This window comes from Paractinoplanes deccanensis, assembly GCF_016862115.1.
Lineage (GTDB): Bacteria > Actinomycetota > Actinomycetes > Mycobacteriales > Micromonosporaceae > Actinoplanes > Actinoplanes deccanensis.
In genome coordinates this window covers 88959-100541 of the sequence record NZ_BOMI01000084.1, presented here as the reverse complement: position 1 = coordinate 100541, position 11583 = coordinate 88959, and the positions used below count along the sequence as shown (strand labels likewise).

The following is an 11583-nucleotide window of genomic DNA, read 5'->3' as shown; positions in this document are numbered from 1 at the left end:
CCTACGCGCTGTCGCCGCCGAAGCGGGCGCTGGGGGCGACCCGGGCCAGCCAGCCGGCGGCCTCCTCGGCGGGCAGGGTGCGGACGAGCGTCATCTCCGGGGTCATCAGCGGATAGGCGCGGCCCGCGTTCCACCCCCGGGCGTACGGGGGAGGGTCGAGCACGACCACGCGATGGTCGCCGAGCAGCGGGATGCCGGCGGGCCGGCCCTCGTTCCAGATCCACGCGCCGCGGGCGTCGACCAGGTTGAACTGTCCCTGGATGCCGCCCTCGGGCATCATCTCGCCGGTCGTCGCGGCCGCCACCCACGCGGGAGCCGGCGGCGTGCCCGGCAGGCGGCCCTCGCCGATCAGCGCGGCGGCCAGCAGGGTGTGCAGCTGGAAGTTGTCGCCGATGCCGCTGATCTTCAGGTCGTACGCCCGGCCGGTCTCGCGGTGCAGGACGAGCAGCGGCTCGTCGTCGAGGACCAGCAGCAGGCCGTGCAGCCAGGGAGCGTCGTCGACCTGGTCGCCGACGGCGGCGGTGGCCGCGGTCAGCCGGTCGCGGTGGGGCAGCGCGAGCCGGGCGCGCTTGTGCTGCAACGGGAGCAGCAGGCTGGGGATCCAGTCGTTCACGGTGAACCACGCCTGGGTGATCTCGCCGGCCTCCTCGACGGCCAGCCCCGCGGCGGGCGCGGCCCGGACGACGCGGTCGCGCAGCTCGCGGTACTCGGCGGCGTTCGTGGGGGCGGCGACGTCGCCGAGCTCGCCGGCGATCAGCCCGAACTGCGCGGCCAGCTCGAGGCCGCCGGCCACCCGTTCGACCAGCACATCGAGCACCGGCAGCGGGTCGGCCCCGATCTCGACGAGCGCCGCGGCGAGCCCGGCGAGCTGCCCGCCGTTGCCGAGCGCGACCTGCTCCAGGGCGGGGCTCAGCCGTACGAGGCCGGCGCTCAGCTCCTCGGCGTCACACTGCTGTGCGCGCTGCACGACGGCGCGAAAGCTCTTGGCGGAGCCCCGCTCGTCGAGCCGGATCACGGCGTCGGCGAGATCGGTGCAGAGATCGGGAAGGGCGCGCCCACGACGACCGAACATCGATGCATCCTAGGCGCTCCCGATGATCACGCGCCGTCCGCCGACACGTCGTCACCTCCCGAAATTTCGGTGGAGCGGTGCGGCCCGTCGCGTCTACGGTGCGACCGTGACGCGAACGGTGACATTGGTGCTGGTCGACGCGGACGGCGTGCTGCTGGGCGAGCGCGGGCCGTTCGAGGCCGAGGTGCCCTGGTGGCAGGAGGTCGCCGGCTTCGGCGACGACCTCCAGGTCCTGCGCCTGCTGCACGCCGACCGCCCCGCCCCTCCCGGCGGCCACGTCACCTATCTCGCCCAAGCAGCCGAGAAAGCACCAAATATCCGAAAAATCGACCAGGGCCATGAGGAGCGGTTGGGCGAGGCGGCGCCGCGCGATGAGGGGCGCCCGGGCGTGGTGTCGCCGCGCGGCGAAGGCGGCCTCTCCCTGGCGCCGCACCCCAAGCGGGCGCCCTACGCCGAGATCAACGGGCCCGCCGCCTCCCTCGCGTGGGCCCGGGAACACCTTCCGGACGTCACCTTTCACCAGCGCCGCACCTGGAACCTCTCCGCGATCTGGCGGCTCGACGGCCCCGGCGGCGTGACGCGTGCCTGGCTCAAGCAGGTGCCCCGGTTCTTCGCCCACGAGCCGCACGTCATCCGCCTGCTCGCCGGCGTCGCGCCCGGTCTCGCCCCCGAGCTGCTGGCCGCCGGCGACGAGGGCCGCATGCTTCTCGCCCACGCGCCGGGGGAGGACCGCTACGGCGCCGGCCCCGGCCTCTGCGCCGACATCGCGGCGGCTTTTCACCCCGTACAGCTGCATTTCTCGAAAAATCCGGACGAGATCCGGCAAAGAGTGCCCGACGCCCGGCTCGCCCCGGAACCCTTCGAGCGCGTGGCCGAACCGTACCTCGGCACCATCCCCGGCCTCGGCGCCCTGATCGACGACCTGCCGCGCCGCCTCCAGCGGATCGCCGACTGCGGGCTGCCCGACACCCTCGTGCACGGCGACCTGCACCCCGGCAACGTGCGCACCGACGGCGCCGGCCGGATGACCATCATGGACTGGGGCGACTGCACGTTCGGCAATCCCGGCTTCGACATCCTGCGCCTCACCGACGACCCCGGCGTGATCGACGCCTGGGCCCGGCGCTGGCAGGCGACCGGCGCCGACCCCGTTCGCGCGCTCGAGCTGCTGCGCCCGCTGGCACTGCTGCGCAGCGCCGTCATCTACGCCGGCTTCCTCGACAACATCGAGCCATCCGAATTTCCTTATCACGCTGACGACGTTCCGGCCTGTCTGCGCGCGGCCGCCTCTATCGTGGGGGAGTGAGCCGGGAGGCGTACGTCGAGGAGATCCGGCAGGGCGGCGTGACCCTGTCGCCGGAGCTCGCCGCCGCGTTCGCCACCGTCCCGCGTGAGGCTTTCGTCCCCGACGGCTTCCAGCGCCGCGACGGCACCTGGGCCAAGCCCACCGACCCCGACTTCCTCGACCTCGTCTACCGCGACGACGTGCTGGTCACCAAGCTCGACCACCGCACCCCGGTCAGCTCCTCCAGCCAGCCCTCGCTGATGGCGCTCATGATCCAGGCCTTGGCGGTGCGCCCCGGCCACCGCGTCCTCGAGATCGGCGCCGGCACCGGCTACAACGCCGCGCTTCTCGCTTCGCTCGGCGCCGAGGTCACCAGCGTCGACGTGCAGCCCGACGTCGCCGCCAAGGCCCGTGACGCGTTGCGACGAGCGGAGATCGCTTCGGTACGGGTGGAGCACGGCGACGGATACCGCGTCCCGGCCGGCCCGTTCGACCGGGTCATCGTCACGGTCGGCGTGGCCGGGCTGGCCCCCGGCTGGCGGGACGCCGAGATCGTGGTCGCCCCCGTCGAGCACGCCGGCACCCACCCGGTGCTGGCCGTCACCGACGACATCGGCGCCGTCGTCAGCCCGGCCGGCTTCATGACCGCCGCCGGCCCGCTCACCGCCGCGCGGCCCTTTCCCGCGCCCGCCGCCCCCGGCACGCTGGCCGAGTTCACCGAGCACGCCGGCCCTCGCTTCGACCCGCCGCTGGAGCCGCTCGCCTACCGCGATCTCTGGTATGCGGCCGGCGTCTGGAACCGCCGCGCCACCCTGGCCGCCGTCCCGCGCCGCGAACAGAACTGCCTGATCCTGCTCGACGGCACGCGCACCGGCGGCGCGATCATCCTGCCCGACGGCAGCGTGCCGGCCGGGGGAGCGGAGGCGGCCCGCTACGCCGCCGAGGCTACCGCCATCGTCGACCGCTGGCTCGACGCCGGCCGCCCGCCGATGGGCGCGTGGCGCGTCCGCTTCGCGCCGGGCGGCGACCCGGAGGCCCCGATCTACGTCCCGTCGGCCTGGAAGCTGTCGCGGTGACCCGGCCGGCTCACCACCTGCCCTGCCGGCGGTCGCTCCACGGCCGGCCGTCCGGGTCGTACATGAGCCGATAGGCGGGCACCGCCCACATGCGCTGATACCAGGGCAGGCGTTGCGTCGAGTGCGGCATGAGCTGCCCCGGCGGCCGGGGGCCCTGCCGCCCGTCGTCGTGCCACTTCTTCAGGCGGTCGGCGGCGGCCGTCATCTCCCGTACCACCGAGACCGGATCGAGAAGTCCCTCGTCGGAGTCCCGGCCGAGATGTTCGCGCGTCAGCGCGAGCCGGAGATCGCGCGGGAAGCGGCGCGCCCCGTCGCCCAGCCCGGCCGGGTCGCGCGGCTCGCGCTCGTCGGGCGTGTCGTCGAGGATGCCGTTGGAGAGCTCGCTGTCGTGGGTCCAGGAGCGCCGGTTGAAGTTGTCGCTGCCCACGCTGCACCAGACGTCGTCGATCACGCACACCTTGGCGTGCACGTAGATCGGCGTGCCCTCGGCGTTCTCCAGGTCGAAGACGTGCACGCGGTCGGGCGCGGCCATCCGGCAGAGCTCGATCGCCTGCTCGCGGCCGACCTGGTTGGGCGGCAGCTGGAGCCGGCCGTCCACGTCGGGATGCCGCGGGACGACGGCGATGAGGTGCAGGTCCGGGTGGGCCTTCAGCGCGTCGGCGAACAGCTGGGCCACCTCGGCCGACCACAGGTACTGGTCCTCCAGGTAGATCAGCCGCCGGGCCCGCTTGATCGCCTTGGTGTAGCCGCGGGCCACCGTCTGCTCGCCGCGCGGCGCGAAGTCGTACGGCGGGCGCATCGCCGGATAGGTCCGCAGCACCTGGATGTTGAGCGGCCCGCACGCGGGCGGGTCGGGCGGCTGCGGCGGCAGGCGGTCGGCGCGCAGGTCGGCGTGCTTGAGCTTGTCGGTGACCGTCGAGATCGGACCGTGCTGGTCGAGCGGCGTCGGATCGTTCCACCGTTCGCGGAACGTCAGGTCCAGGGCGCCGACGACCGGCCCGCGCAGCGCGAGCTGCACGTCGTGCCAGGGCGGGTGCGGCCCGTACGCCTTGGCCATCGTCACCGGCTGCGGATCGCCCCGGTGCGTCTCGTCGTCGCGCCGGCTGTGGCAGAGATCGATGCCGCCCGCGAAGGCGATGTCCTTCTCCGGCTCGCCGGGATGCCGCAGGATCACCAGCTTCTGGTGGTGCGAGCCGCCGCGGCGCACCCGCTGGTCGAGCAGCACCTCGCCGCCCGCGGCTTCGATCTCCTCGCCGAGGTTGCGGTTCTCCTCCTCGCTGTACGCGAGCTTGTCCAGGTGGGAGCGCCACAGCAACCCCTTGACCACCACACCGCGCTTGGCCGCCGCGCTGAAGAGCTCGGCGATCGTCGGGCCGTCGTCACGCATCCGCTCGTCCGGGTCACCACGCCAGTCCGTGAAGAACAGGTAGTCACCCTCGCGGAGGCTTTCGACCTCCGTTACCAGACGGTCAAAATAGGCTTTACCGTGAATTAGCGGTTCAGCCGCGTTTCCGGCGCACCAGGTGGGTATGGAGGAGTCCGGGTTACCACGCTCCTGCGTACTGAGGAACCAGTCAGGCAGAGGCACGCCCTTCAACCTAAGCCCCCTCACGGGCAGGCGCACGTCGACCGGCCCGGCCCCCTACTTCCCGGAGGGACCACCCCATGAGCAGTGAGCCGCTGACCACCGCCGCCGCCACCACCGACACGACCGCCGCCGCGGCGGAGAAGGGCCTGCTCATCGCGGTCCTGCTGATCGTACTGCTCGGCGTCGGCGCCATGCTGTTCATGGGCTGACCTACAAGACCCACTCGTCCTGACGGATGATCTCCACCACACCCTTCGGCCCGCGTCCCGTGACGGTGATGCCGTCGCCGCCGATCACCACGTCGGTGTGCACGCCGGACATGTTCAGCCCCAGGTCGGCCCGCTGCTGCTCGGTCAGCGCCGGGCCGCCCTCGACGGCGAACGGGAAGCTCTGCCCCCACGCGACATGGCAGCCGGCGTTCTCGTCGAAGAGCGTGTTGTGGAAGACGATGCCGGCCCGGGCGATCCGGCTCTCCCGGTCGACCAGCGACACCTCGCCCAGGGACCGCGCGCCCGGGTCGGAGTCGAGCTGCGCCCGCACCACGTCGGCGCCGGAGTCGGCGGTGACCTCGGTGACCCGTCCGCCGGCGAAGGTCACCCGCAGCCCGGTGACCAGCTGACCGGCGAGCACCAGCGGCTTCGTCAGCCGGATCACCCCGTCCGCGCGCCTGTTGTCCGGGCTGGTGAAGACCTCCTCGGTGGGAATGTTCGGCATGTACGGCACGCCGGCCGCGTCCACCATCCCGCCGCCCGTCCACCGGGTGCCCGGCAGCAGCCCCACGGTCAGATCGGTGCCCTCGCCCTCGTACCGGATCTCGGTCAGCTCCAGCTCGTCGAGTCGCCGCGCCCGCTCGCTCAGCGTGGCCGACCGTTCCCGCCACGCCGCCACCGGATCGTCCGAGTCGAGCCGCATCGCCGTGCCGACGGCCTCCCACAGCCGGTCGAGGTCGGGCTCGCCGAAGATCTGCCGCGCCCATCCCGGGTTCGGCGCGCCGACGGCCGTCCAGCGCATGCCGTCGAAGAGCGCCCGCCGCATCGCCTGCATCTCCCCCAGCGGATGCGCGGCGGCCTTCGCCGGGTCGGCCCCGTCGAGCAGATGCGGGTCCGCGTCGCCGAGCAGCCGGATCGACGCGACGCCCTGCTCGCGCCACCAGCCGATGCGCTCCAGCGCCCACGGCCGGCTCGCCGTGAGCCGCTCCAGCGTCTGATGGTCGACCGCCGCGCGCCGCATCGGCCCGTCGTCCCAGTCGGTCTCGACCCAGCCCGCGCCCACGCGGTACGCCGCCTCGGTCACCGCCCGAGCGATCTCCAGGTGCGCCGTGTCGCTCTTGATCACCACTCCCTGGCCCGGCTGCACGTTGACACCCACCCGGACCACCAGATCCGCGAACCGCTCGATCAAGCTCATGGGCCAGAGCCTAGAACAGCTTTTCTCGCCGCGACGCGCTCCACGGTTCCCGCCTTGAGCCGTTCGGCCTCCTCCAGATCAAACCCCGCTTGCCGTACGAGGGGAAGCTGCCGCCGCGTGAAATGCTCCCCGGCCATCGGGACGGTCAGGCGCTCCAGCAGCCACTGGCACGCGCGGACCGGCGGCCACGTGCTGACCACGTGATCCAGCAGCAGCAGCCGGCCACCCGGCACGAGCACCCGCCGCATCTCACCGATCGCCGCGACCGGGTCGGGGATCGTGCACAGCCCGAGCGCGCACACCACCGTGTCGAACTCCTCGTCGCCGAAGGGCAGCCTTTCGGCATCACCCTCCCGCAACGTGACCCCTTCCCCCGCCCGGCCGCGAGCGACGGCGAGCATCTCCGGGCTCAGGTCCACACCGGTCACCGTGACGTCGTCCCGGTAGTAGGGCAGCTGAAGCCCCGTGCCCACGGCAACCTCCAGCACACGCCCCCGCGCCCGCGACCCGAGCCATTCCCGCCCACCGGCGAACCAGGTCCGCTCCAGCAACGCGATCTGCCGGTCGTACCGCGGCGCGGACCGATCCCACACCCGGCGCTGCCGCTCCGTCATGGCGTGATCGCCTCGATGAACTCCGCGGCCGGCGCCGACACCGGCCGGTCACTGACCTGACCGTCGCCGAGCTCCACCACCCGCCACCGCCCGTCGGCACGCTTCGCCAGGTCCACGGTCACGAACGGCAGCCCCAGCCCCGCCACGGCCGCGCTGAGAAACGTCACGTCAATCTCCGGCGGCAGCGCTCCCGCCGTGTCCGGGTGCGCCGTGACCAGCCGGCACACCCCGTCCACCCACCACGTCCGCGCCTCGGCCCCCGTGAACTCCTCGAACCGCCGCACCACGAACCCACCGGCGAAGTCGTCCGCCCGCAACTCCCGAAACCGCCGAGCCACCGCCATCGCCGCCTCGGCATCGCCCAGCTCCGGGATGTACGCGGCCTCGTGCCAGTAGTGCTTCATCGACTTCGTGTAGTCCCGCACCACCGCGGCCCCGCTCCCCAGCGCGGCCCGAGCCTCGTCGAAGTCCCCCAGATCGTCGCCGACGGTCCACACCGACTCGGGCGTGAAGCCGGCAAGCCCTCCGTACCACCCCGGCAGCTCATGCCCACGCCGATAATCAGCGGCGCTGGTCCGCAGCCCGGCCGCCCGCGCCAGCCCCACGTAGGCGCCGCTGCTGAGCATCCACCCCCGGTAGACAGCCGGCCCGTCCCCCGGGCTGAGCTGCACTTCCCGCCCACCCGCGAGCGCATCATGGTCGACAAGCACCACCTCATGCCCAGCGGCCCGAGCGGCAGCAGCCTCCTCGGCGAAGTGCTCATCCACCCGCCGCGGCCGGAGCACGTCGCGGGGCACCACCAGCATCATGGGGCCTTAGTACCACGGCCGCGCCCGCCGGCCTCACCTCACGTCACCGTCGGTTTCAATTCAACCCTCGGCGTCACCTGGGCTCTCGGCGTCACTTTTCCTCGGCGTCACCTTGGCTCTAGACATCAGCTTGGCTCCACTCCACCTTGGCCCTCGACTTCGCCCTGGGTCTCGACTCCACCGTCGGCCTCGACTTCGCCCTGGGTCTCGACTCCGCCGTCCGCCTCGACTTCGCCCTGGGTCTCGACTTTGCCGTCCGCCTCGACTTCGCCCTGGGCCTCGACTCCACCGTCCGCCTCGACTCCACCCTCCGCCCCGACTCCACCCCGGCCCTCGCACCACCCCGCCCTCGACATCGCCGTGACCCTCGACATCACCGGGACCTTGGCATCACCCGACCCTCGGCCTTACCGCGCCTCCTCGCCGGGAGGCAACCGTTGGACCACGGTCGCCGTCAGCGCCATCCGCCGCTGTCTTGCACGCAGCCAAGCCATGACCGCGACCCTCATCCCTCCACTGTCGACCACTTGGAAGTCCACCTCACTTAGCCACTGCCACCCCACCAGCAGCAGGCATCTTCCATCGAGACTAAGCGGGCGCGCGGAAGATCGGTGGGCACCCGAGCACTCCTGTGGACAACGACGGCAGCACCGGCCCGAGGCTGTGGAAAACTCGGCCGCGCCGCTTGACAGGCCCTAACTTGGTGGTGGCCCCCGGGTGGGTGGGCCGTGGGTGCGTGGGCCGCGGGTGGGCCGCGGGCGGGCCGCGGCACCCGTGGGCGGAGACGGCGTGTCGGTGCCGCGAATGAGTGCCGGGGCGCTCGCCGTCACTCGACCGCCGGACGCTGTCCTTCACCCCGACCTCCCGCGCCCCGCGACAAGGCCGTCGCGAGCGCCGCACCACCAGCCCCAACCGCCGTCCCTCCCCCCAACCCTCCTCGCGGCAGCAGGAGCGGCGTAGCCAACAGAAGCACCCCCGCCACCGTGATCGCTGCCAATGGGCTGGTGACAGTGGCCAGCACGCCCCACACCACCATGAGCACCGCCTGCGCAAGCTTGCTGCTGATGCTCCACGCGCTGAGAACCCGGGCGGCGTGGTCGCGTGGTGTGCGCTGGAGGCGTTCCGTTGCGGTGATCGGGTTGAAGACGCCCATGCAGGTGATCAGCAGGCCCTCGACGGCGATCACCGTCAGGAGGCCGCTGACGCCGGGATGGGTGAGGGCGAGGCCGAGCGGGAAGACGGATCGCAGCCAGCCGAAGACCACCATGGTGCGGTGGCGGCCGTAGCGGCGGACGAGCCTGGGGGAGAAGCGGGCGCCGGCGAAGCCGCCGAGGGCCGGGAGGCCGAACGCGAGCCCGTACTGCCAGGCCGGGAAGTGGTAGTCGTCCAGCAGGAGGACCGTCAGCACCGGCGCCGACGCCATGATCAGGCCGTTGACCAGCATCGCGTTGAGGAACAGGCCGCGCAGGAAGCGGTCGTGCAGGATCCACCGCCAGCCCGCGACGAGGTCGGCGCCGCGCATGCCGGTGGCCGGTGTCGTGACGTCGTCGCCGCGGATGCGGGAGATGCCCAGCGCGGACAGCAGGTAGCTGAGGGCGTCGGCCAGCACGGTGACGACCGGGCCGAGCAGCCCGATCAGCGCGCCGCCGAGGGGTGGGCCGGCGGCGGTCGCCAGCCAGCTCGTTCCCTCGAAGCGCCCGTTCACGGCCAGCAGTTGCTCGCGCGGGACGAGGTGTTTGAGATAGGCGCCCGAGGCCGCCGTGAAGGCGATGCTCCCCGTACCGCAGATGATCGACACGACCAGCAGCTGCGCGTAGGAGAGCAGACCGAGGACGTACGCGACCGGAATGCTCACCGTCGCGGCGAACCGCGCCACGTCCGTCGCGATCATCACCGGCCGTTTGGCGCGGCGCTCGACCCAGGGTCCGAGCGGCAGGGCCAGGACGGCCGCGACGGCGAGCGCGGCCGCGTCGAGCAGCGACACCGCGAAGGGCGGCGCGTCCAGCTCGCGGACGGCGAGGAGCGGGAACGCCCCGAACGCGATCCACGTGCCGTACGTGCTGACGGCGTACGACGACCACAACCAGCCGATTCTGGACACGCGTCTTCCCCCGCGACAACCGATGTTTGGAGCTCAGCACCTCATCGCGCACGGTGCCTGCGCGTCAAACAACCGGCTTCCGGCGAGCCACAACGATCAGTTGTACGCCCGTAAGCTGCGCCCATGGACACGGAAGCCGTGCGGTCGTTCGTGCGGGCCGCCGAGCTCGGGCAGTTGCAGCATGCCGCCGAGGAGCTCGGTGTGACCCAGCAGGCGGTCTCGAAGCGCATCGCCTCCCTGGAGCGTGAGCTCGAGGTGCGCCTGTTCACCCGTACCGCCCGAGGGGTTGATCTGACCCTCGACGGCCAGGCGTTTTTGCCGCACGCCCGGAGCATCGTCGCCGGCGCCGACCGTGCCGTCACAGCGGTCCGGCCGGGTTCACGCGCGCTGCGCATCGACGTGCTCGGCCTGCGCAGCGCCCAGGCCGTCCTGCTGCACGAGTATTGGCGCTCCCACCCCGGCGTCGACCTCGACGTGGTCACCCTGCGCGTCGACGACCCCCACGCCGCGGCCGCCGCCGTGCAGGCCGGCGACGTCGACGCCTCGTTCCGCACGGTCACCGATCCGGCCGCGCTGCCCCAGGACGTACGGATGGTGCACGCCTTCGACTCCCCGTGCGAGCTGCTGGTCGGCCCCCGGCATCCGCTGGCCTCCGCCCGGACGCTGACCCCCGCCCGGCTGCGCGGGCACCGCATCTGGGTGCCCGGCATCGTCGCGCGCAGCGAGTGGGCGGAGTTCTACGACGAGCTGGCCACCACCTTCGACCTGCGCGTGGACGCGACCGGCCCGAATTTCGGCAACGAGGTCCTCCTCGACACCCTCGCCGACTCCGCCGACGTGGCCACCCTCGTCGGCGCCCGCGACCGCTACCTCTGGCCGGCCGGCCACGACCTGCGCCGCATCCCGATCGCCGGCCCGGCCCTGGTCTACCCGCTCAACCTGCTGCATCGCGCGAACCCGCACCCCGGCCTGCGCGCGGTGCTGGCCTACTTCGCCACCATCACCCCGGTCAGCGAGCCGGCGTGGCGTCCCTCCGGCTTCCGGCCATCACCATGACCGCCCGTCCGCTCGGCTCCCCCGGATCCCCGCGCACCGCCGTACTTCCCATGAGCGGCCGATCGGCGTACGCGTCGACCACTCCAACCCGCACCGGCTGAGCCACGAACCGGCCTCTCTCCAGCACAATCAGCATCGTGGCCTCACGGGTCAGGGCGCGGCCAGGCGGAAGGATCGCGATGACGAAGCTGGGCGAGCGGCTGCGGCTGTTCTTGAACAAGTGGGGCCAGGCGCCTCGGCTCGCCGGGATCGCGCTTTCGCTGAGCCGGTCGACCGGCACGGATCGATACGTTGTCTCGGGCCTGGCGGGTCTGGGCGCTCTCCTCAGCGGTTTCCTCGCCAATACCTTCGCGAAATCGGTGCGGCAGGCCGGCCAACAGCTCAATCTGTACTAACGCGAGCCGCACAGGGTAGGGCGCATGTTGGTGGCCGAGCGCCTCGCCCGGGAGATGTGCGGAGAAGACCAACCGGAGCAGGCCAAGGCGATGATCGCCCAGATGCTGACATGGCCTCTCCCCGGTGAGGCGAGCACCACTGACGAGAGCCGGGGCGCGACCGGCTCGCCGTCTTGACGC

General features: G+C 72.3%; 12 protein-coding genes. 6 read left to right on the top strand and 6 right to left on the bottom strand.

Annotated elements, in window-relative coordinates:
* Nucleotide 1 precedes the first annotated feature (1 nt).
* Nucleotides 2-1072 carry a hypothetical protein gene (locus tag Ade02nite_RS22410; RefSeq protein ID WP_203766859.1) on the bottom strand — a complete coding sequence of 357 codons (1071 nt, stop codon included), beginning with the start codon at nucleotides 1070-1072 and terminating at the stop codon, nucleotides 2-4.
* 106 nt (nucleotides 1073-1178) lie between these two features.
* Between Ade02nite_RS22410 and Ade02nite_RS22405 the strand changes: the two genes are divergently transcribed.
* Together Ade02nite_RS22405 and Ade02nite_RS22400 are read left to right on the top strand one after the other, a co-directional pair.
* Entirely contained in the window at nucleotides 1179-2378 is a 1200-nt protein-coding gene (locus tag Ade02nite_RS22405) for an aminoglycoside phosphotransferase family protein (RefSeq protein WP_203766857.1), read from the top strand.
* Nucleotides 2375-3433, top strand: a complete 1059-nt coding sequence (locus tag Ade02nite_RS22400; RefSeq protein ID WP_203766849.1) for a protein-L-isoaspartate O-methyltransferase family protein — start codon at nucleotides 2375-2377, stop codon at nucleotides 3431-3433. Before Ade02nite_RS22405 ends, Ade02nite_RS22400 begins: the two co-directional genes overlap by 4 nt.
* A gap of 10 nt (nucleotides 3434-3443) precedes the next feature.
* Here Ade02nite_RS22400 and Ade02nite_RS22395 read toward each other — a convergent pair whose 3' ends face one another.
* Nucleotides 3444-5021 (bottom strand): phospholipase D family protein, encoded by a 1578-nt coding sequence (locus Ade02nite_RS22395; protein WP_203766847.1) that lies wholly within the window; start codon nucleotides 5019-5021, stop codon nucleotides 3444-3446.
* A gap of 77 nt (nucleotides 5022-5098) precedes the next feature.
* On the opposite strand from Ade02nite_RS22395, the gene Ade02nite_RS50345 reads away from it, so the two are divergent.
* Nucleotides 5099-5230: a hypothetical protein gene (locus Ade02nite_RS50345; RefSeq protein WP_275409937.1), complete on the top strand. Its 132-nt coding sequence runs from the start codon at nucleotides 5099-5101 to the stop codon at nucleotides 5228-5230.
* A 1-nt stretch (nucleotide 5231) separates the two neighbouring features.
* Here Ade02nite_RS50345 and Ade02nite_RS22390 read toward each other — a convergent pair whose 3' ends face one another.
* From Ade02nite_RS22390 to Ade02nite_RS22375, 4 genes are all read right to left on the bottom strand, one after another.
* Nucleotides 5232-6428, bottom strand: a complete 1197-nt coding sequence (locus Ade02nite_RS22390; protein WP_203766846.1) for an aminopeptidase — start codon at nucleotides 6426-6428, stop codon at nucleotides 5232-5234.
* The gene (locus Ade02nite_RS22385) at nucleotides 6425-7042 is read right to left on the bottom strand and encodes a class I SAM-dependent methyltransferase (RefSeq protein WP_203766844.1); all 618 of its coding nucleotides are present in this window, start codon (nucleotides 7040-7042) and stop codon (nucleotides 6425-6427) included. The genes Ade02nite_RS22390 and Ade02nite_RS22385 overlap by 4 nt, the downstream gene beginning before the upstream one ends.
* A complete protein-coding gene (locus Ade02nite_RS22380) occupies nucleotides 7039-7851 on the bottom strand; it encodes an ATP-grasp domain-containing protein (RefSeq protein WP_203766842.1) in 813 nt (270 codons plus the stop codon). The genes Ade02nite_RS22385 and Ade02nite_RS22380 overlap by 4 nt, the downstream gene beginning before the upstream one ends.
* A gap of 826 nt (nucleotides 7852-8677) precedes the next feature.
* A complete protein-coding gene (locus tag Ade02nite_RS22375; protein WP_239168963.1) occupies nucleotides 8678-9952 on the bottom strand; it encodes an MFS transporter in 1275 nt (424 codons plus the stop codon).
* 123 nt (nucleotides 9953-10075) lie between these two features.
* Here Ade02nite_RS22375 and Ade02nite_RS22370 point away from each other — a divergent pair, with 123 nt between their 5' ends.
* The 3 genes from Ade02nite_RS22370 to Ade02nite_RS22360 all read left to right on the top strand — a co-directional run bounded on the left by Ade02nite_RS22370 (nucleotide 10076) and on the right by Ade02nite_RS22360 (nucleotide 11580).
* Nucleotides 10076-11008, top strand: a complete 933-nt coding sequence (locus tag Ade02nite_RS22370) for a LysR family transcriptional regulator (protein ID WP_203766840.1) — start codon at nucleotides 10076-10078, stop codon at nucleotides 11006-11008.
* Between the two features lie 179 nt (nucleotides 11009-11187).
* Nucleotides 11188-11403: a hypothetical protein gene (locus Ade02nite_RS22365; protein WP_203766838.1), complete on the top strand. Its 216-nt coding sequence runs from the start codon at nucleotides 11188-11190 to the stop codon at nucleotides 11401-11403.
* A 24-nt stretch (nucleotides 11404-11427) separates the two neighbouring features.
* Nucleotides 11428-11580: a hypothetical protein gene (locus tag Ade02nite_RS22360; protein ID WP_203766836.1), complete on the top strand. Its 153-nt coding sequence runs from the start codon at nucleotides 11428-11430 to the stop codon at nucleotides 11578-11580.
* The last annotated feature ends 3 nt before the right edge of the window (nucleotides 11581-11583 follow it).